The sequence below is a fragment of the Paenibacillus sp. J31R30 genome, from assembly GCF_059692115.1.
The window spans coordinates 76,368-100,505 of record NZ_JCAUAV010000008.1; the positions used below are offsets into that span (position 1 = coordinate 76,368).

Here is a 24,138-nt window from a genome sequence, read left to right on the forward strand (position 1 = left end):
GCAGTATGATCGTAGGCGGGATTATCTTATTCGGAATTATTGTAACGTTAATTGTGATAGCTAGTGCAGAGAAAGCGGAATATGTGTCCAATTTTATCGATAAATAGACATCTTTGAAGCCTGAAAAGGTTTCTTTTTTTTGCTTCGATTTGGTAGAATAGGAGATAGGTAGTTTCACGAGTGAAGGAGAATTAACATGCTGCAATTAAGTGATAGTCAACTTGCAACAATGTGGAGTCAAGGAGATGCGAAAGCGTTTAATCGACTTCTGGAGCTCTATAAGGACAAAATTTATCGATTAGCTTTTCGTATGCTTCGTAATAAATCAGATTCCGAAGACGTTGTTCAGGAGACTTTCCTGCGGGCACATTTGAATTCACATCGATATGATGCTACCAAAAATTTTTCCAGTTGGATCTTTAGTATTGGCAAGAATGTCACCATTGACTTGATGAGGAAAAAGAAAAAAGAGCTATCCATGGATACGAGTTCGTTTCCATCTCAAGATGAACGGCCCTTGATTGAGAAGTTAGTGAGTCACGAGAAAACGCCTGAACTTCAGCTCATCGAGCAGGAAACGAATAGCCAAGTCGAACTTATGATTCAAGATTTACCCGATAAATACAAAGACCTCATTGTATACAAATATTATTTGGATATGTCTTTAGAGGACATCAGTCGAGAAGTGAATTTACCTGTTTCAACGATTAAAACAAGGCTGTTCCGCGGCCGGAATTATATCAAAAGAAAATGGGGATCCTTATTTTTCATGCTGCATAGCTTATCCACGATGATCATTTTATAAAGGTAAGCCGATAAGGCTTATTTTTTTGCCTATGACCCCATGATAAAGGAGATACACATGAGTAATCCTAAACTAGATGCACCCAAAATGCCGAAAGAATTGCCCGTCATTACCTTGCAAGAAGGTAAATTTGCCCCTGAGGATAGCTTTCATACCGGTATCATTAGTGACTGCGTCATCGATAATCAATCGGCTTATAAGGTTGCATTTGATAAAATCATTTTCCGCAATGTGACCTTTACGCGTATCGCAATGAAAGAAATTGAACTGACGGATGTTGTTTTTGACCGATGCGACTTATCGAATGTCGACTTTACGGAAGCGACGATTCACAGAACTGAATTTCGGAATTGTAAAATCATCGGCATGGATCTTACGGGAGCAACACTGCGAAATATCCTCTTTCAAGATTGCTTAGGAGACTTCGCGACGTACCGGATGGCTAATCTCAAACAGATCTCATTTCATTCCTCTTCCTTAACAAGTTCTGACTTCTACGAAGCAACCCTGCAAAAGGTGCAATTCGAGGTTTGCCAGCTAGATCAAGCGCAATTTACTGGCGCTAAGCTGGAGGGGATCGATCTGAGCACGTGTGATTTTACAAGCTTAGGGGTCAGTATTGAGGATTTGCGCGGATGTATTATTTCTAAAGAACAAGCTTCCGTATTTGTTAGTCTTTTTGGGATAAAATTAAAGGAATAAAGACCAGGCGAATGGAGGGTTAGACGGTGAAGCTTGGATTTGATATTGATGATACCCTCATTAATCTGAGAGAGCATGCTTTTCATATTTATAATCAAAAGCTGCAGCAAAATATTGGGTTAGAGGTGTTCCAAGCCCTGCCCACGATGGAAATTCACAGTGCGTTTGGCCTAACCAAAGAGGAAGGCGGGAAGCTGTGGCACAGCCTGCGCGATGAAATTTATTATTCGGACTGTGCAACCTTCCCCCATGCGCGCGAGGTTCTGAACCAGTTGGTGGAGCAAGGCCACGAGGTTTACTACATTACAGCCAGAGATAAGGAACACACGGAGCGAACACGACAATGGCTGCTGGACAATGGCTTCCCTGTGGCAGAGGGACATTTCTTCTGCGGGATGAGTGATTCCGAGAAAGTACATATCATTGAGGCGTTAAAGCTGGATTATTATTTTGATGATAAACCAAAGGTGTTGGAGACGCTGTCCCATTTGCCTGTTCACGTTTGTGTGAAAGATAGATCGTATAATCGACATCTGGATTTGCCGCGGATTACGTCTTGGGATGAGCTTGATGAACTTTTGAAGGGGTAAAAAAGAGAAAAGGCGCGCTCGCATCGTTATAAAACGATTCGAGCACCTGGCTGAAGGGAGAGCAGATCTTGCTCTCCCTCTTTTTCAAGCTGATGGAGCATGAACGAGCAGCTTGAAGTTGCTGCGCTTAGATCGGACCATCAGGTGTACATCGGGGAGTCTTTGATGAAAAACCCGAACCCGAACCCAACCCCAACTCCAAACCTGAACCTAAGCTTGAACCTGAACCTAAGCTTGAACCTAAACTTGAAGCTGAATCCCAACCTAATCCTAAACCCAGTCGCCTGAATCATGAGACCTGAACCCCAAGTCCGCCCCTCCCCAAAACCGAACCCGCCTCTTAAATCCTGATCCCTCGAACTACATCTCTACGCCTACCCCCTTCCCTTCCCGCTCTTCCTATTGGCACTATCCCCAAAGCTCAGAAAGGAGTTCAAAGGAAGAGACTTAGAAAATACGATCCAAACGGAACAACATGAATGTACTTGGAGGCAGAATTAGTGATTGTTAAGTAATTTGAAGAGGGGGAGATGAGCTAGTGGCATAATAACTTTGCACATAGCTATGCCATGGAGGATATAGTGCTGTATTGGTTATGAATGATACAGCGTTGGAATAGATGTTCAAAAATAGGAACATTGGAATTAATCAGATTAGTACGATAGCAGAATTCGTCCAGATACGTTTGTAAATGTTTAGCTCCGATACCGTGAAAGGTAGAATTGATCCATTTGCTTGCTTGTTTTGCAATTTCGAGTAATGGACGTTGTCGTTTAGGTGTGTAAAAACCGGTGACGATTTCAACTGTATTCACTGCGGGATCAACGTGGTGTTGCTGGAAGAAGGAGGTGTGGAGTCGAGTTATCTGCTTATTCTTAGGTTGGGAAGGTAGGATATGTTTGATTTTGATTGTAGTCGAATTCCCATCATTATCGAGCGAGGAACCGATGAGTAGAAGATGCTCTTGGGGATGTTTATGGACCGTCGGGTTAAACGGACGTCCATAAATTGCAGCGTTAATTTGAACGGATCCAGTTAATGGACGTTGGCTTTCTGCTTGTTGGATGGAGGCACGAATTTTATGAAGGATTAGCCAGGCTGTTTTGTAAGTAACATTGATAAGCCTTGAGAGCTCCATAGCAGTTGTACCAATATGTGTACGTGAAATCAGAAAAAAGGCTAACAACCATTTACGAAGTTGTGTTCGTGAGCCCTCCATAATTGTCCTGGAGAGTAACGAAACTTGGTGACGACAGTGGCAGCATTCATATAATGGGAGTCTTCGAGTTGATGTTATATAGGCATGTCGATGCTCACAACGAGGACAACAGAAGCCTTCTGGCCATTTCGTTTGAAATAGATAATCGATACAAGCATCCTCAGAGGAAAAATACGCTTGAAACTGATCAAGGGAGAGGCTTGAAATATCCATGTAGTATTTCCTCCGAGATTCAAAATAGAACATTTGTTTCCATTATTATACCAAACGTATGATCCTATTTCAATGATTTGGAAGGTTTTTTTTGAAAATATTATTTTCTGAGTCTAGGGGATAGTGAGCATAGCAGCGGCTGATAAGTTTGGTAATGTCCCAGAAAAGCTACTCGAGATGATACTAGATAAGCTAGTAGTAATGTCCCAGTAAAGCTACTAGAGATGTTACTAGATAAACAATTGGTGATGTGTCCAGATAAGTTTTTAACAATGCGTGTGCAGAACTAAGGAAGGGCTGGTATTTTCTTCTTTTTTAGGTCATGTCCGCATAAGGTAGTACTAATGAGTTGAGGCACACCTAAGCTGGGAATGGGTATACAGAGAAAGGGGGAACAGAATGCTGCAGAGACGACGATGGAGAAGTAGACCAACTGTGAAAACAAGCCGTAAAAAGGTACTTGTGATTGGTTTGCTCATCTTTGTCTTGTTTTGCATACAATTTTTTATATTTGTAGAACGGAATCTCAGGCCTCCTTTGATGAATTTAGCCAAGGTTAGAGTTAAACAACTTGCAACACAAGCGATTAATAGTGCAATTGCTGAGCATGTTGCAGGAGGAACGAATGCTGAGCAATTAATTGATTGGAAAATGGATAAAAACAATAAAATAACAGGTTTCATGTTGAATTATAACGAGCATATGAGGATTACTTCGGAAGCGATAAAAACCGTCCAGGGTGAGCTGAACAATTTACAAAGCATTTCAGAACATGTTCCTATTGGGCAAGCTATGAATAGTGCTATTCTCGCTTCTTTTGGGCCAGATGTCCCGATAAGATTGCTCCCTGTTGGAAATGTGAAGGTGGATTTGAATACGCGTACGCAAAATGCCGGCATTAATATGGTGATGTTCGAAGTATATGTTCACATTGTTGCTGAAGTCTCGGTGATTATTCCATTCGATTCAGAAACGGAAATCGTCGAAACAGAGATTCCAATTTCGTACTCACTCGTTGTTGGGGATGTTCCAACTTATTATTATGATAATAAGGGCAATCCGGTGGGGAGTTCGAAGGATGGCAGCGCGCCAAGTATTACTTTACCAACGATAAATAAAAACCCACCCTGAGGGGGCGGGTTTTTATTTCTTTTTATTCCGATCTTCACGCTCCCATCTACGTAATGACGGGTAAGGATCGTAACTCCACTCCGTAGAGCCATTATCGCGATATAGTCCAAAATGGAGATGAGGTGGAAATTTGCCAGATGTACCTGGTTTTCCATAGCCTGAGCTGCCAACCCAACCAATGGTTTGTCCTGGTTTTACAATGTCGTTTATTTTGACGCTTTTTTGATACCCGGATAGGTGTGCGTAATAGTGATAAATGTTGTTTAGATCACGTATGCCAATACGCCAGCCACCGTACGGATTCCATCCTTTAATTTCAACGACGCCATAGCAAGTGCTTCTAACAGGCACGCCGTAGTTTGCAAAAAGATCTGTGCCTTCATGAGATCGATGCCCGCCCCAGCCGCGGCTATCTCCCCAAGTACTGCGATAGGAGTAATCAGCTGAAATTGGGAGGGGGAAGGCATGTTCATTGGCTTCTAATGTCCCCAACGACTCATAGATAGCTGCAAATTGCCGAATGCGATCTACACTTCGAGCATTTTGATAATATTGCCAAAGGTTTATTTGTAGGTTTTCTATTTTAGTTCCGTTTTTACTTAAAATGGCAGCCATTGTCGCAAGGATATCCAAATCATTGGTACGATCAGCAATGCCATCTCCCGATCCGTCACGGCCTAATCCGTGAAAAAAGGTGATACTTTTCAGATTCGAGTCTTGTGGATCTGGGTTGAGCATTCCAGCCCAATTTAACTCAGAGAAATAAATATTTGTTATGCCTTGATGAACTGTTCTTTTTTTTACGGTATTCATGGTTTTTTCATATTGATCAACGGCAGCTAGGTACGTCCAAGGGATGCCCGAAAGTAAGCCTATTTTTTCAAACAGCTCCTTACGTTCCGCTTGTGTATATTTTGTTGGTTGGGAAGTTGGCGTTGGCGCAATTTGGTCTTTTGCCATAGCACTTGTTGCATCAAGATGTGATACAAGCGTCGTTGAGACTGTTGATAGGAGGAGGCTAAGGACGAGAACCTTTGACCAAAATGCTCTGCTTTGCATCTCTATCATCCTTCCTGAAATGTTAGTTCTTAGGATGTACGGATGTCATCTTGTTTATCCTTCGATCTTTCGTTGCCCCGGGAAATTTGCTATGATGCCAATAAGAGGTGGAAAGAGTGACTTTTAACCATAGAGAAGAGCACGTTGATGATCATATGCTTTTAGTACAGGCTAATTTGGATGATATGAATCCAGAGTGGATGAGTTATGTCATGGAAAAGCTTTTTGATGCAGGTGCCAATGATGTGTATATGATACCCATTATTATGAAACGGGGACGCCCTGGTATTATGTTGAATGTGCTCATTGATGAGGAACGACTTTCTCTTATCGAGGGGATTATTTTTAGTGAAACAACTACACTGGGCATTCGGTATCTGCATGCTTCTTGTCATCGATTAGCAAGAGAATTCGAGCGTGTGGAAACACCGTGGGGACCTTTAACTGTAAAGGTTGGTTATCATGCTGGGAAATTAGTGCAATACGCACCTGAATTTAAGGAATGTGAACAAGTTGCTAAAATGCATGAAGTCCCTCTAAAGATGGTCTATGAGGAAGTTAGATTGTTATTTTTGGAGCAGATCAGACAAAAAAACGCTCTTCCAGAATGATGGAAGGGCGTTTGTCATTGGTGTGACTATTGAGGAGTGCCAGGAGTGACATCTCCATGATGTGAGTGAGTATGTGAATGAGAGTGACCATGATGATGATCGTGATCGTGATCGTGGCTGTGATCATGAGCATGGCTGTGTGAATGGTCATGATGGTGGTGATGGTCATCATGCGTGTGCGTATGTTCATGACTATGCTCATGCGCCAGATGCTCATGACTGACTTGCCATTTGCCGATAAAAGGATCGATCTTCCCGACCACAACACGAAGCACATTAGGCTGTTTTGGCAAATCTCTCGTACCTGCGCCATAGCCAATGCTATCAACGACCATCGGTGGGAAGCTTTTGGAGAATTCATCAACAATCCCAGAAATGATGCCAGCACCAGTAGGTGTGGTCATCTCCAAGCTATAGTGCGTCGAAGCGATGGGTAAGCCTAGCATCATTTCGAGTGTAGCAGGAGCGGGAACAGGATAAATACCATGATCGATATGTATGGTTCCAGATCCTAATGGTACTGGTGAGGAGAAAATACGCTCGATTTGCAAAGAATCGATGGCTAATGCGACGCCTACGATGTCAACGATGGAATCAATGGCACCGACTTCATGAAAATGAACTTTTTCAATAGGAGTCCCGTGAATCTTAGCTTCAGCAATTGCAATTTTTTCGAAAATAGCTAAGCTGAGTGCCGTAACTCGCTCGTTGAATTCTGCTTTTTGAATGACATTGACGATTTCTGAGTAGTGTCTGTGATGCTTAGGCGGATGCTCTGGGTCGAGTATGACATCCAGCTTTAGAGCGGAAATACCGCGTTTTACTACGCGTTTCCATTCTAAAGTGTAAGGCTCTAGTTTGATTTTGGAAAGCTCATCTTCAATATAAGCTCGATCTGCTCCCGCGTCCACTAGAGCGCCTAAAGTCATATCGCCGCTTATGCCTGAGAAGCAGTCCAAATATAGAATGCGCATGGTTGTAGTTCACGCTCGTTTCGACATATTTTTGTTAATGAGTCCAGCATAGTAGCCTGCGCCAAAGCCATTGTCAATGTTGACGACGGATATACCAGGCGAGCAGCTATTCAGCATGGACAGCAGCGGTGCGATCCCGGCAAGGTTCGCACCGTACCCAATACTCGTCGGCACAGCGACGATTGGTTTAGACACAAGCCCGCCCATAACGCTGGCGAGCGCACCCTCCATGCCGGCCACAACGACAATCGCGTTCGCACCGCGAATGAGTTCGAGCCGGCGGAAGAGCCGATGAATGCCAGCGACACCCACGTCGAACACGCGTTCAACGTGGCTGCCGAGGCATTCTGCCGTAAGGGCTGCCTCCTCCGCCACAGGGAGGTCGGAGGTGCCTGCACACACGACGGCGATAAAGCCGTCGTGGACTTTGAGCAGCGGGCGCTTAAACCAGGTGAGCGCCCGTGCCGTTTCGTGGTAGGTGACACCTGCCACGTTGGCAACTACATGAGCGGCTTTGGCCGCATCGACGCGCGTGGCTAGCACGCGGTCGGTGTGCTCCATCAGCCGCCGGAAAATGGCCTCGATCTGCTCGGGCGTCTTGCCTTCCCCGAAAATGACCTCGGGGAAGCCTGTACGCTTCTCGCGATCGATGTCGAGCTGCGCAAATCCAAGATCAAGGTTGGCGGGACCTGCGCCGCCTTCCTTGATGATTTGCTTTTTGGCTTCTTCTATGTCCAGATCGCCTGTCTGGACGAGTTTTAAGATCTTCTCTAAGTCCATCATAAGGATGCTTCTTTCACCTTATCTTTCGTTTCTTGAGACAGCACTTCATTCATGCTGCCCGTGCGGTAGCCTTGCAAGTCTAACGTGACATACGTAAAGCCAAGCTTGCTGAATTTTTCATAGATCGCATCACGATGTTCGACGACCTTATGAATTTCATCCGGCATGACTTCAATCCGAGCTATCTTCTCGTGGTGGCGTACACGGACTTGATAGAGACCAAGCTGGGACAGAAAGTATTCGCCTTCGTCCAATTGGTCGATTTTCCACTTCTCAATTTGTGTCCCATAGGGGATACGAGAGGACAAGCACGCAAAGGAAGGCTTGTTCCATGTACTTAGACCTAGCTCTTTGGAAAGAGCTCGGATCTCGTCTTTGGTTAAACCAGCTTCTTGCAGCGTACTGCGGACACCTTGTTCATTCTTCGCTTGAAGACCTGGTCTGTAGTCGCCTAGATCGTCAACGTTGGAGCCATCCAAGATATACGGATATCCCAGTTCTTTCGCAATATCTTGTAAATGGGAATAAAGCCCCGTCTTGCAGTGATAACAACGGTCAGGATTATTGGCAACGAAATTCGCGTTCTCCAATTCCTTTACCTCTGTTTTGTGCAAGCGAACGCCAAATTGTTCGGCTAGTTGTGCTGCGGCATCGAACTCCCTCGTGGGAAATGTTTCGGATGCTGCGGTTACGGCAAGCACTTGATCACCAAGCTCTTGCTGTGCACGTTTGAGGACGAATGTACTGTCAACTCCTCCGGAGAAGGCGACGATGACACGGCCCATGCTTCTTAGAATTTCGCCAAGCTTGCGATCTTTCTCACGCGTCACTTCTTGTATGCTCATGTTTCTATCCTCCCATACAGCCATTATGTAGTAAGCTGAGCTGTTTTGGTCCATCTAATCAAGTGTATCACAACTGACCCCCAAAGTGGATTGTTTTGTCAGTCATTCATGTTATAATAACATCATTGAGAAACCAAATAAAAAGGCGGGAATTACAGTGCCTAGAAAAGTATTAGAGAGAAAACCAGACTGGTTAAAGATTAATCTCAAAACCGATGAGAATTTTAAAGAAATCAAATCCATGATGCGTTCCAAGACGTTGCATACAGTTTGTGAAGAAGCCAAATGTCCGAACATTCATGAATGCTGGGCGAATCGGACAGCGACTTTTATGATACTAGGCGATATTTGTACGCGCGCTTGTCGCTTTTGTGCAGTGAAAACGGGTCTTCCTACCGAGCTTGATCTAGAAGAGCCAGAACGCGTAGCAGATGCTGCTTTGCAAATGGGACTTCGTCATTGTGTTGTTACTTCTGTGGCACGCGATGATTTAACAGATGGCGGGGCAATGATTTTCGCAGAGACGATCAAAGCGATTCGGCGTAAGCTGCCTATGTGCACAGTTGAAGTGCTGATCCCAGACTTCCTAGGTCGAGAAGAGTCACTAGCTACCGTGCTTGAGGCAAAGCCTGATATTCTCAATCACAATATGGAAACAGTTGAGCGGATGTCAGATCGTGTCCGTTCCAAAGCGAAATATCGTCGTTCACTGGAGTTGTTGCAGCGTTCCAAGCGGATAGCACCGAACATTCCTACGAAATCCAGTGTCATGATTGGCGTAGGGGAAGAGTGGGACGAGTTGCTCCAAACGATGGAAGACCTGCGTGAAGTGGATTGTGACATTATGACGATCGGGCAATATTTGCAGCCGTCTACGACGCATTTATCTGTTTCGCAGTACTACACACCCGAACAGTTTGCTATGTTGAAAGAAGAAGGCATGAAACGCGGCTTCAAGCATGTGGAGTCAGGGCCTTTGGTACGCAGCTCCTATCACGCGCATGAACAGGTTAAAGCGGCATCTACCGTGTAGCATTCATTGAACGGATCATAGAAAGGAGAGCTTCCTACCACCATGATTCATATTGCAAATAAAACATACGAGCTTGTCACAGACCACAAAAATGGTTGGAATTTCGAAGTGTTCAAGGAACGCTTCAGTGAAGTGCTGGAGCGTTACGATTATATTGTAGGCGATTGGGGATACAGTCAGTTGCGTCTGAGAGGGTTTTTCAAAGAAATCCACCCGAAGGCGACCAAAGAATCTTCGATCGCAGCTCTTCAAGATTACTTGAATGAGTACTGCAACTTCGGCTGTGCGTATTTTATTATCGAGAAGGTTAATGCGCCTAAGCAGCAAACACCTTCAGAAGTCATTAGCTCAACGACAGTTTAATTCGTATTCTCAATAAATAAACGCCATCTGAACTCCAACAATTGTGGAGAGCAGGTGGCGTTTTGTCATACAGCATGTATGTGTTTTACTTACTTCACTTCGAGGCCAACGAATGCCTCACGAACGCGGTTCCAGAAAGGAAACGAACGGAACCTGGCAAATTTCACTTTCACATTGCCAGCAACGCGGCAGCGAATGGACACAACGTCTGCACGCTGCATATATAAGTGGTCCAACGACAGCAGCATGTTCTGCTGTGCTTTCGGATAAATGTCACAGTGATGATGCTTCGGCAAAATCATGGATGAACCAAGCGTACGGTATACGCGATTGTTAATCGATGCGATCTCCGCAATTTGAATAGCTTCTAGCGAGGGATGAACCATGGCGCCACCCAAGCTCTTGTTGTAAGCTGTACTGCCTGCTGGAGAAGAGATGCAAATGCCATCACCGCGGAACATTTCGAACATTTCATCATTCACATGAAGCCTTGCTACAAGGGAAACCTCGATGCCTCGAATCGTAAACTCGTTGAGCGCGAGATGCGTTTCAACACCCTTATCTGTCGTGATTTCGATCTCGACAACAGGGTATCGCACGACTTGAAGCTCTTCAGGTGTTGCCACATTGAACATGAGTGACGCAAGATGATCCAGCTCATTAGGCTTCCAATCAGCAAAAAAGCCAAGATGACCCGTATGAATCCCAACGAACGCAATGTGATCTAGCTTGTCCACATATTTATGAAACGCTTGGAGCATCGTGCCATCTCCGCCAATGGACAGGACGATATCGGGATGTTCTTCATCCCTTGGCATACCTTGCTTAGCGGCGAGAGCGTGGAACCGTTCGGTCAGCCCCTTGGAGATGTCATCGCCTCGTTCAATGACGTTATATTTCAATCTTGTTCCTCCTAATAATTAGAGCAGTATGAATCGATTTCTTGGAGAATGGATTCAGGGGTGTGCCGAAATTCCGCTGCAACCCGATAACTATCATTGCTGAAATGAGTAACCCTGACAATTTCGCCATAGACCGTGATTGGCTGGGAGAAACTCGGGAGAATGAAGCTAAATTCTAGAATCAGTGGAAAGAAAAGTCGGTTTGATGTGACAAATGACAGACCGCCTGCACTAATATCAAGGAGTTGTCCAGTAAAAGCGACACCCTTCTGTGCAGACAAGCTTCGTATACCCGCGATACGTAGTGTAATAGGTGTTCGCAGCGTAAGCTTTGCGCGGGGATATCGTCTGTTTTGATGCAGGCATACTTCTTCTGGCAGAGATAAGGTCAGATAACAGATCGTCTTCTTGAGTTCAAGCCCAATCAAATCCACATAAGCGTGATATAAAAGGGCACCATCTTTGAAAGAAAATTCAACGAAAGAAACATGTTCGAGCTTGTCGAAAGGGTATAAGCCCAGTTGCTCTAGACATACTGTTATCGAATCTTCACTTATTTTGTCGATAGCAAAGTTATCTTCAAAGCAAAAAGGCGATCCATCTTTACATTCACCAACAATGATAATATGACAATCCTGATTTGGCGAAAATGCAGCCAATTCTAGTACCTTATTCCAATCCATAGCATCACCAAGTCGTTAGATTTACATTCACATCTGCCTGTACATCTTGTCAATTCTCTTCTCATCATAAGTTATCTAAGTCAATAAGAAAAGCCCCAAACGGGGCTTTATCTAAGGTTAAATAATTTTGTTGTTAAGACAGGGTGCTTGTAACAAGGGAGAGTTCAAACGAATGTGCGAAGTTGGATGAGATGGGGCGCACACGAATCGAAAAGTGAGGCCCATGAACAAGATGGGATGGAATTGTAGCTTGGAAGCGCTGCGATTGCTCAATCAGTTCCCCAACTGGAGCCATCAGAATGATTTTCTGCTCCCAGGTTTCGCCATTTTCTGCATAATAAATGACTTCTACTGCCGTATCCTGCGGCCAAATCGGACCGAAATGGATTTGCGCAGTAATCACTTTTGTTGAGGGGGGAATCTCAGCTAACGGGACTTCCGACGTTGATTTATTCGCATGGTCATCGATATTCATAATTCTGACCTGATGCCAATTGCTGCGGATGAATTGTTTGTAATCGGCGACTTTGGTAGCCACATCGTACTGATCAGCTACAAATAGGCGAGCGCGTTTGGCCGTTGGCAAATACGTAAGATTCGTATAGTCCTGCACCATTCGGTGTGTATTATAGACCGGGCTGAGCGACTGAACCGATCGCTTCATGCGTCCAATCCATTGATGTGGAATCTCACCTTGATTGTAGTAGAGAGGAATAATCTCATTCTCCAAAAGGTGATAAATCACTTTCGTATTTTCTTTCTCCTGTGCGGCCCAGTCCGCGGCTCCTGTAGATCCGATAGCCCAACCATTCATGCCGTTGTAGCCTTCCTCCCACCAGCCGTCAAGCACGCTGAAATTAAGGACACCATTCATGGCGGCTTTCTGGCCGCTGGTACCGCTTGCTTCAAGAGGTCTGCGAGGGTTATTTAACCAGACATCAACGCCTTGAACAAGATACCGAGCCATGTTGATATCATAATTCTCGAGAATAACGATTTTACCGAGAAACTCTTTCAACTGTGAGATGCGGTAAATTTCTCTTATTAAATCTTGACCAGGGTAATCAGCAGGGTGGGCTTTACCTGCAAAAATAAACTGCACCGGTCTCTCAGGATCATGAATTAATTTCTTGAGTCGATACAAATCGTTGAAAATAAGATTAGCCCGTTTGTAGGTGGCGAAGCGTCTCGCGAATCCAATTGTAAGGGCTTTAGGATTTAAATAGTGTCGAACCTCTTCGATTCGTTCTTCGGATTCTCCGTTACGTTTTCGCTGCTCCATAAGACTCTTGCGAGCAAATCGCACTAAATCCTCTTTCAACTGTTGATGCACGCTCCAAATTGATTCATCAGGAATGACCTCGATTTGCGCCCATTGATGCTCGTTGGACTGCTCTGTCCGCCATGTGCCAGGGAGGAAGCGATCGAAAAGCTCTTTCCACGCAGGCGCTGTCCACGTATCCAGATGAACACCGTTCGTGATGGAGCCGATAGGCACCTCGCTCGCATCGATATGTCCATGGAATTCTTTGAACATTTCGCGTGAAACCTGGCCATGCAGCTTGCTGACGCCGTTACGAAGTCCTGATGTGTTCATCGCCAAATGTGTCATATTGAATTGACCGGACTTATGATCGAGTCCTAACGAAATGATGCCTTGTTTATGTTTAGGCAGCTCGCTAAACAGGTGACCGAGATAATGTTCCACCATCCCGACAGAGAAGGTATCATGACCCGCGGGAACAGGCGTATGGGTCGTAAATACAGTAGCGGAGCGTACAGTCTCTACTGCAACGTGAAAAGGAAGACCCAAGTGAAGCAGTTCCTTCAAACGCTCTAAGGTAAGGAAAGCTGCGTGTCCTTCATTGATATGGTAGACATTCGGGTATATGCCCAATGCTCTTAACGCTTTGACGCCGCCGATTCCCAGCACCATTTCCTGGGCTATGCGCATGTCTTGATTGCCACCATATAGCTGTGCGGTCAGCGCTTTATCTGCGTCATTATTCGCTTCATGATCGGTATCCAGTAAAAAGACTAGATTACGTCCTACCCGAGCCGCCCAAACCAGAAGTGTGATGCTGCGACCGGATATATTTAGTGAGATCGTGAGTTGTTTATCATTTTGAAGGACCGGACGAATTGGCAATTGCTTAAAATCATAGGGAAATAGTTCACTTTGCTGACTGCCGTTGCTATCGATTTTTTGTGTGAAATAGCCTTTTTTATAGAGAAGGCCAACGCCCGCGAGCGGTATCCCCAGGTCACTGGATGATTTGATATGATCACCAGCCAGGATCCCAAGCCCGCCAGAATAAATCGGGAGCGATTCATGAAAACCGAATTCCGCGGAGAAATAAGCAATCTGCACATAGGATTCGTCGGAATAGTTGTTTTGAAACCAGGCGGGTTCGTTCATATACGTATCAAATCTAGCCATGACCTGAAGATAGCGCTCGACAAATGCACTGTCCTGACTTAGCGACAGAAGTTGTGTAGCATCCAGCTCATGCAGTAATCGGACAGGATTATGACCGAAAGCTTTCCAACGAGCAGGGTCCATGCTTTCAAAAAGCTGCAGAGCATCATGGTTCCAGCTGAACCATAAATTAAAGGCTAGCTCGTTTAAACGCTCAATCGATGGAGGTAAACCTTTCGCCTCGTGGGGGACGGCTGCTATCATATCAGAATATTCTCTCCCTTTATAAACATGATCGTAGTTACCCATATTATCTTGTTCCACCAACCTTTTCATACACCAGTTTAAGTAAGGAATATGCGAGGAAGAGACCCATGATGACAGTAAAAGAACCAATAAAGACCATCGCACTAATCGGGAAAATAAGCTTTAAATAGCTCATAACTGGTGCAGCTGCCTCATAGTGAGGCGAGAAAACGGCTTGAGGACTGCGAAATCGCTGCATAGGCTCCCAAATTAGGAGAACAATAGCAGATGAGAGAAATCCATGCAACAGGCGGGCAAAGAGAAAAGGGAGATATCGCATATTTGTATGGCTTAATAAGCTGACAATTTGAGCATGAACGGACATGCCAGCCCATGAGAGGATGAAAGCGCCGATGGCAACTTTACTCGATAGGGCCAGATCGGCGGGGGCACCCCCGGCAGCTTTGGCGCCAAGAGTGACTTCGAATAACCCATTCATGACAGCTTGCGAGAGCTCATGAGGTAATCCTGTGACGGTTAATAGGGATGTAATCAGCAGATAGAACACATTCATGACTTGGGCAGATGTGAGAACCTCCAGAACGACGGAGAAGAAGACAACAAGTCCACCTACAACGAAAATTAAACGGAGTGACTGTAAAATAGATTGACTTAACAAAGTGCCCAGGGGTCTCCCGTCCTGTATTCTTGCATTATGCATAGTCTCAAAGGCTTGCTTCCACACAGGCCCTTTCTCCTTATAAGGTTGAGGTGTGGGTATAGCTTTCCTACCGTGAAACCGCATGAGCAGGCCAATTATGAAGGAACCTCCATAATGGGCAACGGCTAGAATCATGGCTAATGATGCGTCATGAAAGAAACCGATCGCAACGGCTCCGATCAAAAATATCGGATCCGAGCTTGTCGTGAAGGCGACAAGACGTTCGCCTTCTTCCCGATTGACCAGCTTCTGTTCCCAGAGCTGCGCCGTTAGCTTGGCGCCGACGGGATAACCAGCAGCGAAGCCCATGGCCATGACGAATCCTCCGATACCGGGGATTCGGAAAACGGGACGCATCATGGGATCAAGCAGCGTGCCGAAGAAGTGAACGATCCCGAAGCCGAGCAATATTTCGGAGATGACGAAGAATGGGAAGAGTGCCGGGAAGAGCACATCCCACCAAATGGAAACACCGCGCAGCGCGGATTGAAACCCGACATGCGGGAACAGAACTAAGCATACAATAATGGCAATAATAACGAACGACATGAGTAACGCAGGGGTGAAGTCTTGTTTAGGCATAGACGATCGATACCTCCTCTTATTCAACTATATGAATAAGCTTGGACATACATGCCGTCCCGAATTTATCGGTCCTTGGTACTGTTCAGTCCTTGTTTTTATGGTAAAATAGAACTAGGTACATTTAAATCCTATACATCGGGAGTGATTCAAATGACAGGTGTCATTGCCGGAATAGTTGTCTGTATGTTCGTGTTTGTCATTCGAGAAACGCTCATGCACGCAGGGGATGAGGATTTAGAGAACTATTGATTACGAATTGCGAGGTTTATTGGCATGTCAGAGAGCAAGAACAGAACATTATTTGAGTTAATGGGGGGGGCGGAGACGGTAAGTCGTTTGGTAGAGGCTTTCTATCCGAAAGTACAACAGCATCCATTACTCTCACCGCTCTTTCCCGCTAATATAGGACCCGTTATTGAGAAACAGACGTTGTTTTTGACCCAATTCTTCGGTGGCCCAACCTTATATTCAGATGCCCATGGTCATCCAATGATGCGAGCGAGGCATATGCCATTTCCGATTACAAGAGAGCATGCGGATGCATGGTTAGCTTGTATGACAGAAGCGATGGCGGATGTAGGCTTGCCAGATGATTTAAAGGCTTTTCTACTTGATCGGCTTAGAGGCTCTGCTTATCATTTCATAAACACACCTGAGGAAGACTAGTCCGTTCTTCCTGCTATATTACTTTGGGAAAAGGCGGGATTTGTAGTGGTCGAACCATTATATGAAATTTCAGTGACTTGCACATTCTGTACGAATACCTTCAAAACGTTGAAGGTACGACCAAGCTTCAAGAAAGCGAGTAAGTCAGATTCTGACTTCTGTCTGCATTATAAGGACATTAATCCTGATTACTATGTTGTACGGATATGCCCGTTTTGCGGATATGCACATTCAGAAAACTTTTCAGATAAATGGAGTTCAGCACAGCGGGAAGTTTTTTATGAGAAAGTCTCGCAGAACTGGTCTATGCGTGATTTTTGCAGAGAAAGAACATGGGATGATGCGCTTCTAAGTTACAAGCTGGCACTGCTGAGTGCACAGATCAAGAACGAGAAGTCACGCGTTGTAGCTGGACTGCTGCATCACTTGGCTTGGCTTTATCGAATCAAAGAGGACTGGGAGCAGGAAGAACGATTCCTCGCATTCGCGTTAGATGCCTATGTGAACGTATTTGAAACGGAAGGCATGGATTTGAATAACGCAAGACTTATGTATTTAATGGGTGAGCTGAACCGGAGATTGAAACGGTTTCCAGATGCGATTAAATGGTTTTCACGCATTATTAACGATCGCAAGATTATGGACGCGGGGATGATTCGAGCTAGTCGTGAGCAATGGGTGACGACACGTGAAGATATGTTGGCGATGCGGTTAGAATTGCCGGATGAGATGAAACAAGCTACCTAAATGAACGTATAGTCACACAATAAAATGAACGCTAAGCCATAATGCGGTGTAGAACCGAGTGGCTAAGCGTTCATTTTTTGTTCATGTACTTGTGAATGCGTGTAGAGTGTGGGGCGGTTCTTACCCGTATGCTTGGACTGATAAAGTGCGTGATCGGCTTCTGATATTAACGTTCTAAGATCTGTGTGAGAGGATGCAGCAGTCGAGATGCCGATTGAAATGGAGATAGGCGCTGCTTCGAGACCGTTCTTTTTATACATAAATAATTCCGCAATAGACATACATAGACTTTGACCATAGCTTAGGAGTAGGGCAGGGTCTGTCTCAGAACACAGCAGTATAAACTCTTCTCCACCATATCTAGCTAGGTAATCCTGCTCTTGAATGAGTTGGCGCAGAACAGAGCTTACTTCTTGGAGAAGCTGATCCCCTTCCAAATGTCCGAATCGATCGTTGTACAACTTGAAATTATCGATATCGATCATCATGATGGAGACATTCCGTTTATGCAGGGCACTAGTGGCGATTGGGATAAAGCTTCGTAAATTAGGCAGCTTGGTCAAACCATCTTGATTCGCTTGCAGTTCAAGCTTTCGTTGCAGTCGCCAATTGTTATTTTCGTCATTCACCATAATGATGATCATGAAAAGGGTGGCAGATGTAATAGCAAACATAAATAATTGATCTAGCGTATAAGACCAAGAAAAGCCGCGTGTAAGGAAGCTGTGTGTAACTAGGCGCAGAATGAATACGAACCCACATATTTGAAGGGCAAAACGAATAGGAATGTCCAAGAAGCCATTGCGATATTCTTTGTTATGGAAAAAGGAGCTAATGAAGGCTGGGGCAATGAGGTCTTGTGCGATGATGAACCAGGCTTGATTTTCATGTGAGATGAGACTAGAACCAGCAGGCAATATGGTCGAAAAGAGGGCAACAGGTAATCCATATCTCAATCCGGCCATGAAGATAGGTAACGAGCGAAGATCGATTAGGCCAAATGTTTCGGGCAGAGGGACCAGCATCATGATGATGCTGGCTAAGCCTGTCAACAACGATGCAAATAGATGCTCGTGGGAATCGATCAACATCTTGCTATGAACTTTCAATGCTAAATAATTTAAGGTCACTAAGGTACATGCGCTTGTCAAAGGAATGAGGTACTCATTCATAAAGGTTCGTTTGCTCCTTGCAATGAACTACGAATTATGTTTGTTTCGTACCGCGGTGTCCGCTAGTAAATAATCCCGGTCAGTATCCACAAGCGTCAGCTTGTTATGACAACAAGGGAAGACGAGCAGCTTCTTTTTACCTTCATGTATGGAGGCGAGTTCGTGAACTTTGAGCGGCAGTAAGACATTTGAACTTAGACAGAATGGACATTGGGCCACGTAAATGTCCTTCATGATGATGTCGTAAGGCCAAGTGTTAGCAAAAGGGATCAAGGTCTACTTCGATTCCGATTCGCTTTTTTCTGAAGAAGTATTCTTCGCGAGTTCAGCTAATTTCTGCAAGAGAATATGTTGTGGCATATGCATGAGATGTTCTAAAGGTACTTTAAGCTGCTCAGCTAACTTAACAGCTGTTTCAGGAGATATTTGCAACGGTTTCATTATTGAGAAATCACCCATCCTGTTCCGATTTAGTCCGAAGGAACTATACATAATTGAATCATACTTTGTGAAGAGAAGCAATGAGCAAGATGCGGATAGTTGGCGAATAGCCAACGGATATGATTTAATTAAAAGTGGAAAGGAAAGGTGATCGCATTGTTAACATTACCTCTTAATCAAACATGGAATCTTGAAACATTTTTCCCTGGAGGAAGTGATTCTCCTGCATTCGCTGCACACCTGAAGAAGCTTCAGGAATCCATTGCATCTTTTCAAGAGCAAGTACGCAGTACGGCTTCACCACAAAGTGTTGAGGATACCTCGCAACTAGCACATTTGATTGAATTGCTCCAGCACAATGTGATGCATATTCATGAGGCTGATTCATTCGTGGGTTGTCTGCAAGCGGATAATCAGAAAGACAAGAAAGCGCCTGTATTGAGTGGTCAAGTCAAAAGCTTATATGCTGAGCATTTATCTTCCCTCACACATTTTGATCAGATTCTAACTGGCGTTCCAGATCAGGTTTGGACTGCGCTGCTGCAGCAAGAGCCTTTTCAAGCTATCGCCTTTTCGTTGAATGAACGTCGCTCACTAGCTAAGGAAAAGCTGCCGCCTGAACAAGAAGCATTAATTAATGATTTGGCCGTAGATGGCTATCATGGGTGGAGCGATTTGTATAATTCGACCGTTGGTCAATTCAGCATGGCGGTTGAAGTCGATGGTAAGCAAGTGGAACTATCTGCAGGTCAAGCTTTTAATAAGCTGCATACAGAGAATCGTGAAGAACGTTTGGACCTATTTGAGAAATGGGAAAAAGCTTGGACAGATAAAGAGGAATACTGTGCCGAAGCCTTGAATCACTTGGCTGGATTCCGTCTTCAGGTTTATAAGGCAAGAGGCTGGAAAAGCATACATAAAGAACCACTTGCAATTAATCGCATGGAAGAAAAAACATTGAACGTCATGTGGGACGTGATTGACCGTAATAAAGGCCTCTTCGTGGAGTATCTCAATCGCAAAGCGAAGCTGCTTGGCGTTGATAAGCTGGCATGGGTAGACGTCGACGCGCCGCTTGGTGATTCGTCCAAGAAGATTTCTTATGACGAAGGTGCGAGTCTCATCATTGATCAATTCAAACGCTTTAGTCCGAAGCTTGCTGCTTTCTCTGAGGAAGCGTTTGAGAAGCGCTGGATCGAGGCAGAGGATCGCCCTGGTAAGCGTCCTGGCGGCTTCTGTACCTCATTCCCGCTTGCAGGAGAGACACGTATCTTCATGACGTATGGCGGGACGCTGAATAACGTCTCTACGCTCGCTCATGAGCTTGGCCATGGTTACCATCAGCATGTGATGACGGATATGCCGGCTCTCGCACAAGAGTATGCGATGAACGTGGCAGAAACAGCCTCAACGTTTGCTGAGATGATCGTAGCGGATGCTGTAGTGAAGAGTGCTTCGACGGATGATGAACGCATTGTTCTGCTCGAAGATAAAATTCAAAGAGCAATCGCGTTCTTCATGAACATTCATGCGCGGTTTATTTTTGAGACGAACTTCTACGCAGAACGCAGCCAAGGCTTAGTCAGCGTCGAGCGTCTCAATGAGCTCATGGTTGATGCGCAAAAGCTTGCTTATAAAGATGCACTAAGCAGCTATCATCCGCATTTCTGGGCAGCTAAGCTACACTTCTATGCGACGGATGTTCCCTTCTACAATTTCCCGTATACCTTCGGATACATGTTCTCTGCTGGGATTTATGCAAGAGCTGTGCAAGAAGGCGCAACCTTCGAAGACAAGTACATCTCCTTGCTTAGAGATACGGGCAGCATGAACGTCGAAGAGCTTGCACAGAAGCATCTCGGTGTGGATCTTACGGAGCCGGATTTCTGGCAAAGTGCTGTTGACATGGCAGCCCAAGACGTGAAGCAGTTCATGGAGCTTACAGAATCGAAGATTCGCGCGTAGGTTTGGATGGTGGCAGTAGGCGAGGCGATCATACTGGGAACGGTAGGCAATGAATGAACGTTACTGTCCTACTGAGATTCCAATCAAAGTTGTCAAAGCAGTTAGCGCTGTCAAAATTGCAAAAGTGCACTTTTGAACGAGTGTTCACTTGTTTTATTGGAAATTGATGCAAAAAGGCATCAATTTGGAGAAATTTGAGTGGAGATTGATAAAAATCGATAAAAAGGATGCCTATTTGCACGTATTTTCCAGTTTTGAGGAAGAATAAGCGGAAAAGGTTGCCTATTTGCATTTTTCAGAGAGAAATCATCCGTCAACTTTGACTTATCCCGCACAAGCGTCACCCAATGTTGTCAGTTAACCTGATAACATTGGCGCTCACGCTGCTGTCCCCGCCTGTCCCGCTAGCGCATCGCACAATGAAACAGCCCCTCAGAGAAGGTCTCAGAGGGGCTGTTTCTGTTATGTATTAAAGCTTAAAGATCTGGATCGTTTGCTGCAATTGGGTTACAACACGCGTCATTTCTTCCGCTTGCGATACGATGCCTTGTACCGTTGAAATTTGCTCACTCATAGAAGCGGACACTTCTTGCGTACCAGCCGCGGACTCTTCCGTAATCGCTGAAATATTTTCCATCGCAGCAGCAATTTGACCGGAGCTTTGCAGCATGCTTTCGCTTTCTTCAGCGAAGCGTGTAATCTCCTCGGAAATGAATCCAACACTGCCTACGATCTCAGCAAAAACAATTTCAGTTTGATCGATGAGGACCGTTTGCTTCTTAACGACGTCTTCATTGACTTGAATACTGCGAATCGCATCTTGAATGCCTTGCTCAATACTCTTAACGAAGCCGAATACCTCACGTGTTAGGGAGGTGGATTCTTCAGCCAGCTTGCGTACTTCTTGCGCTACAATAGCGAAGCCTCGTCCATGCTCGCCTGCTCTTGCAGCTTCAATGGATGCGTTAAGGGACAACAGGTTCGTTTGTTCTGCAATCTCGGAAATGGATCGAGTAACATTCGTAATTCCTGCTGCTTGACGAGCCAACATGTCGATCGTATCCGACACCTGTCTAGTAACTTCCACATTTCGTTTCATTCCGACGCCTTGGCTTTCAACCGATGTGCGGCCCTTCTCAACGAGGGTCATCATTTGATCCGAGCGGTTTTTCATTTCCTTAGCGGATCCAGCATAGTTCACGATTTTCACTTCAATGTCTTTGGAGGTAATGGATACACCAGAAATCTCCTCGGAGATTTGTCCCGCACCTGCTGCTAACTCATGGGCCGAAATACTCACTTGCTCTAGGACGGTACGGAAGCTTTCATTTTTAACATAAATATCACGGCTTGTCTGGAAAACTTGCTTCGAAATAGATCCAGTATCACGTAAAATCTCACGGAGCTTATCAATCATCTTGTTAAAAGATTGGCCTAGTTGACCAAGGGAGTCATCTGTTGTGATCGCTACTTTTTGAGAGAAGTCACCTTTGGAAATGTTAAGTGCAATCCGGGAGATACCATCGATTGGCTCTGTAAGTTGACCTTCAAACCAACGGATAAAAGGATAGCTGCCAGCTAGAATTATTACTAGGAATATAATACCAAGTAAGCGGTTCCAGTCTGTGGCGAAAGTAACAATCATCATGAAAAGTGAATTTAAGCCAATTAGTGCAAAACAACCAAGTTGTAGTTTCTTTCTAAACGATAAGGATGAAATTTGATCCAATCCGACCGACTCCTCTGCAAAATTTGTTTACTTGTGGAGAAAATAATAGATGTATTTGAGAATTATATCATTGAACATGGAAACATTCTACATTTTTTCGACAGTAATCGTTCGGTAATTACAAGGAAATTGGGATTTATATTAAGTAAGTATAAAGAATATAGTGAATTATTCAAATATTGGAAATAAACTGTTGAATTATGTAAATTCTCTAGGTATAATAGGTCTAGAGTCACAGAATTAACATATTTAGTAAATTGTCGCAAATTTAAGGAGGAGTAAATCAAAATTGGAACAGATGACACTCGGCAGACAAATTGATGTGGTATTTCGTAAGATTAAGGAAGAACTTTCTAATGTGAATTCAGGTACAGTTTTTGTACACATTCGCAACAATGAGATTGGTAAATTTGGGATCAAGCACCTCCCATTTGAGAGCTCTGAAGGCGTATTGCCTGCGGTGACTAACACGGGACTGACTGAATTGCAATTTCAATCTTTTCGCCAAATGGCCATCGAATCGCTGAAGCGCAAGAAGAGCTGGACGCATGGGGAAATTTTGTTTGACTTCACAGTAAGAAAGAATGTGATTTCAATTAGCATTAGTTTTGAAAGCAATTATAATATGGCTACATACGCAAGAACGAATTAGCACTCATAACCTTTCTATAGCATAGAGAAGAACCCCGATCACAATTGTGATTGGGGCTCTTTTTTGAGCAAAATGCGACCCTTGCCATAAGGGATGCACATCGGGGTTCCAAAAATGGGATCGGTCGTTACCTGGCAATCCATATCAAACACATCAAGCAGCAATGCTGCATTTACGATATCCTCTGGCTTTCCTTCGGCATAAACAGAGCCCTTCTTGATGCTAACAATGTGGTGCGCGTAGCGGCAAGCTAGATTAATGTCATGCAGAACCATGACGATTGTGCGCTGTTCTCTCTCGTTCAGCTCAAATAATAAGTCCAGTACCTCAATTTGATGCGTAAGATCGAGATAGGTGGTTGGTTCATCTAGGAGTAAAGTAGGCGTGTCCTGTGCTAAAGTCATAGCAATCCAAGCGCGCTGGCGTTGTCCCCCAGAGAGTGAATCGACGGTGCGATCGGCAAACTCAAGCATGTTAGTAAGCTCAAGAGCGTTCATCACTTTGTTTTCATCCTCCGCGGACCACTGCTGTAGCCAACTCTGGTAAGGATAGCGTCCCTGCTTGACGAGTTGTCTGACCGTGAGTCCTTCTGGTGCAGTAGGTCCTTGAGGCAAGATCGCCATACGTCTAGCGACTTCTTTGGTAGAGAGCTTAGCAATCTCATGGCTATCCAATAAAATGCTTCCTGAGGTTGGCTTCATAAGCCGCGCAAGGGAGCGGAGTAACGTGGACTTGCCACAGCCATTACTGCCGATAAATACGGTTATTTTCCCTTTGGGGATTTGCAAATTTAGGCTTTGGAAAATCGTTGTATCGCCATATGTCAATTGAAGCGATTTGGCTTCGAGTGCTTGGTCTAAGGTTGTCATGAGCTCGTTCTCC

Annotated in this window: 25 protein-coding genes; 11 read left to right on the plus strand and 14 right to left on the minus strand. The window is 44.7% G+C overall.

Going from position 1 to position 24,138, the window contains the following annotated elements; genetic code table 11:
* The first annotated feature begins 196 nt into the window (after positions 1 to 196).
* The 3 genes from AC58QO_RS23440 to AC58QO_RS23450 are packed head-to-tail and all read left to right on the plus strand — an operon-like array spanning position 197 to position 2,097.
* The gene (locus AC58QO_RS23440) at positions 197 to 805 is read left to right on the plus strand and encodes a sigma-70 family RNA polymerase sigma factor (RefSeq protein ID WP_497269754.1); all 609 of its coding nucleotides are present in this window, start codon (positions 197 to 199) and stop codon (positions 803 to 805) included.
* A 57-nt stretch (positions 806 to 862) separates the two neighbouring features.
* Positions 863 to 1,507, plus strand: coding sequence for a pentapeptide repeat-containing protein (locus AC58QO_RS23445; RefSeq protein WP_497269756.1), 645 nt, complete (start codon positions 863 to 865; stop codon positions 1,505 to 1,507).
* Positions 1,508 to 1,533: 26 nt separating this feature from the next.
* The gene (locus tag AC58QO_RS23450; protein ID WP_497269758.1) at positions 1,534 to 2,097 is read left to right on the plus strand and encodes a 5' nucleotidase, NT5C type; all 564 of its coding nucleotides are present in this window, start codon (positions 1,534 to 1,536) and stop codon (positions 2,095 to 2,097) included.
* A 562-nt stretch (positions 2,098 to 2,659) separates the two neighbouring features.
* On the opposite strand, the gene AC58QO_RS23455 is transcribed toward AC58QO_RS23450, so the two are convergent.
* Complete coding sequence (locus AC58QO_RS23455) at positions 2,660 to 3,529, minus strand: IS1595 family transposase (protein ID WP_497269760.1); 870 nt, start codon at positions 3,527 to 3,529, stop codon at positions 2,660 to 2,662.
* A gap of 399 nt (positions 3,530 to 3,928) precedes the next feature.
* On the opposite strand from AC58QO_RS23455, the gene yunB reads away from it, so the two are divergent.
* Positions 3,929 to 4,660: a sporulation protein YunB gene (gene yunB, locus AC58QO_RS23460; protein WP_497269762.1), complete on the plus strand. Its 732-nt coding sequence runs from the start codon at positions 3,929 to 3,931 to the stop codon at positions 4,658 to 4,660.
* Between the two features lie 12 nt (positions 4,661 to 4,672).
* Here yunB and AC58QO_RS23465 read toward each other — a convergent pair whose 3' ends face one another.
* The gene (locus AC58QO_RS23465) at positions 4,673 to 5,728 is read right to left on the minus strand and encodes a M23 family metallopeptidase (RefSeq protein ID WP_497269764.1); all 1,056 of its coding nucleotides are present in this window, start codon (positions 5,726 to 5,728) and stop codon (positions 4,673 to 4,675) included.
* Between the two features lie 98 nt (positions 5,729 to 5,826).
* Between AC58QO_RS23465 and larC2 the strand changes: the two genes are divergently transcribed.
* Positions 5,827 to 6,330, plus strand: coding sequence for a nickel pincer cofactor biosynthesis protein LarC2 (gene larC2 / locus AC58QO_RS23470; RefSeq protein WP_497269766.1), 504 nt, complete (start codon positions 5,827 to 5,829; stop codon positions 6,328 to 6,330).
* Positions 6,331 to 6,356: 26 nt separating this feature from the next.
* Here larC2 and larC read toward each other — a convergent pair whose 3' ends face one another.
* The 3 genes from larC to larE are packed head-to-tail and all read right to left on the minus strand — an operon-like array spanning position 6,357 to position 8,932.
* On the minus strand, positions 6,357 to 7,304 hold the full coding sequence (gene larC, locus AC58QO_RS23475; protein WP_497269768.1) for a nickel pincer cofactor biosynthesis protein LarC: 948 nt from the start codon (positions 7,302 to 7,304) through the stop codon (positions 6,357 to 6,359).
* Positions 7,305 to 7,313: 9 nt separating this feature from the next.
* Positions 7,314 to 8,087 (minus strand): nickel pincer cofactor biosynthesis protein LarB, encoded by a 774-nt coding sequence (larB, locus tag AC58QO_RS23480; RefSeq protein ID WP_497269770.1) that lies wholly within the window; start codon positions 8,085 to 8,087, stop codon positions 7,314 to 7,316.
* Positions 8,084 to 8,932, minus strand: a complete 849-nt coding sequence (larE, locus tag AC58QO_RS23485; RefSeq protein WP_497269772.1) for an ATP-dependent sacrificial sulfur transferase LarE — start codon at positions 8,930 to 8,932, stop codon at positions 8,084 to 8,086. The genes larB and larE overlap by 4 nt, the downstream gene beginning before the upstream one ends.
* Before the next feature lie 85 nt (positions 8,933 to 9,017).
* Here larE and lipA point away from each other — a divergent pair, with 85 nt between their 5' ends.
* Together lipA and AC58QO_RS23495 are read left to right on the plus strand one after the other, a co-directional pair.
* A complete protein-coding gene (lipA, locus tag AC58QO_RS23490; protein WP_497269774.1) occupies positions 9,018 to 9,965 on the plus strand; it encodes a lipoyl synthase in 948 nt (315 codons plus the stop codon).
* Positions 9,966 to 10,007: 42 nt separating this feature from the next.
* The gene (locus AC58QO_RS23495; RefSeq protein WP_436234680.1) at positions 10,008 to 10,328 is read left to right on the plus strand and encodes a YutD family protein; all 321 of its coding nucleotides are present in this window, start codon (positions 10,008 to 10,010) and stop codon (positions 10,326 to 10,328) included.
* An 89-nt stretch (positions 10,329 to 10,417) separates the two neighbouring features.
* On the opposite strand, the gene AC58QO_RS23500 is transcribed toward AC58QO_RS23495, so the two are convergent.
* The 4 genes from AC58QO_RS23500 to ylbJ form a co-directional block, all read right to left on the minus strand.
* A complete protein-coding gene (locus AC58QO_RS23500; protein WP_497269776.1) occupies positions 10,418 to 11,230 on the minus strand; it encodes an NAD kinase in 813 nt (270 codons plus the stop codon).
* A gap of 11 nt (positions 11,231 to 11,241) precedes the next feature.
* Positions 11,242 to 11,913, minus strand: coding sequence for a flagellar brake protein (locus AC58QO_RS23505; RefSeq protein ID WP_497269778.1), 672 nt, complete (start codon positions 11,911 to 11,913; stop codon positions 11,242 to 11,244).
* Between the two features lie 133 nt (positions 11,914 to 12,046).
* Positions 12,047 to 14,596, minus strand: a complete 2,550-nt coding sequence (glgP, locus tag AC58QO_RS23510) for an alpha-glucan family phosphorylase (protein WP_497269780.1) — start codon at positions 14,594 to 14,596, stop codon at positions 12,047 to 12,049.
* A 46-nt stretch (positions 14,597 to 14,642) separates the two neighbouring features.
* The gene (gene ylbJ, locus AC58QO_RS23515) at positions 14,643 to 15,881 is read right to left on the minus strand and encodes a sporulation integral membrane protein YlbJ (RefSeq protein WP_497269782.1); all 1,239 of its coding nucleotides are present in this window, start codon (positions 15,879 to 15,881) and stop codon (positions 14,643 to 14,645) included.
* A gap of 276 nt (positions 15,882 to 16,157) precedes the next feature.
* On the opposite strand from ylbJ, the gene AC58QO_RS23520 reads away from it, so the two are divergent.
* Positions 16,158 to 16,550: a globin domain-containing protein gene (locus AC58QO_RS23520; RefSeq protein ID WP_497269784.1), complete on the plus strand. Its 393-nt coding sequence runs from the start codon at positions 16,158 to 16,160 to the stop codon at positions 16,548 to 16,550.
* A 45-nt stretch (positions 16,551 to 16,595) separates the two neighbouring features.
* A complete protein-coding gene (locus AC58QO_RS23525) occupies positions 16,596 to 17,297 on the plus strand; it encodes a DUF2225 domain-containing protein (RefSeq protein WP_497269786.1) in 702 nt (233 codons plus the stop codon).
* A 62-nt stretch (positions 17,298 to 17,359) separates the two neighbouring features.
* Here the strand turns inward: AC58QO_RS23525 and AC58QO_RS23530 are convergent, their stop codons facing one another.
* Genes AC58QO_RS23530 through AC58QO_RS23540 form a run of 3 tightly spaced genes read right to left on the minus strand, consistent with a single transcriptional unit; the run spans position 17,360 to position 18,910 of the window.
* Positions 17,360 to 18,469 (minus strand): GGDEF domain-containing protein, encoded by a 1,110-nt coding sequence (locus tag AC58QO_RS23530; protein WP_497269788.1) that lies wholly within the window; start codon positions 18,467 to 18,469, stop codon positions 17,360 to 17,362.
* A 27-nt stretch (positions 18,470 to 18,496) separates the two neighbouring features.
* The gene (locus tag AC58QO_RS23535) at positions 18,497 to 18,742 is read right to left on the minus strand and encodes a hypothetical protein (protein ID WP_497269790.1); all 246 of its coding nucleotides are present in this window, start codon (positions 18,740 to 18,742) and stop codon (positions 18,497 to 18,499) included.
* Between the two features lie 3 nt (positions 18,743 to 18,745).
* A complete protein-coding gene (locus tag AC58QO_RS23540) occupies positions 18,746 to 18,910 on the minus strand; it encodes a YycC family protein (RefSeq protein ID WP_497269792.1) in 165 nt (54 codons plus the stop codon).
* Between the two features lie 147 nt (positions 18,911 to 19,057).
* Here AC58QO_RS23540 and AC58QO_RS23545 point away from each other — a divergent pair, with 147 nt between their 5' ends.
* Positions 19,058 to 20,875 carry a M3 family oligoendopeptidase gene (locus AC58QO_RS23545; RefSeq protein ID WP_497269794.1) on the plus strand — a complete coding sequence of 606 codons (1,818 nt, stop codon included), beginning with the start codon at positions 19,058 to 19,060 and terminating at the stop codon, positions 20,873 to 20,875.
* A 469-nt stretch (positions 20,876 to 21,344) separates the two neighbouring features.
* On the opposite strand, the gene AC58QO_RS23550 is transcribed toward AC58QO_RS23545, so the two are convergent.
* Positions 21,345 to 22,604, minus strand: a complete 1,260-nt coding sequence (locus tag AC58QO_RS23550) for a methyl-accepting chemotaxis protein (RefSeq protein WP_497269796.1) — start codon at positions 22,602 to 22,604, stop codon at positions 21,345 to 21,347.
* A 298-nt stretch (positions 22,605 to 22,902) separates the two neighbouring features.
* On the opposite strand from AC58QO_RS23550, the gene AC58QO_RS23555 reads away from it, so the two are divergent.
* Entirely contained in the window at positions 22,903 to 23,256 is a 354-nt protein-coding gene (locus AC58QO_RS23555; RefSeq protein WP_497270023.1) for an O-methyltransferase, read from the plus strand.
* Positions 23,257 to 23,294: 38 nt separating this feature from the next.
* Here AC58QO_RS23555 and AC58QO_RS23560 read toward each other — a convergent pair whose 3' ends face one another.
* On the minus strand, positions 23,295 to 24,125 hold the full coding sequence (locus AC58QO_RS23560; RefSeq protein WP_497269798.1) for an ABC transporter ATP-binding protein: 831 nt from the start codon (positions 24,123 to 24,125) through the stop codon (positions 23,295 to 23,297).
* Between the last annotated feature and the right edge of the window lie 13 nt (positions 24,126 to 24,138).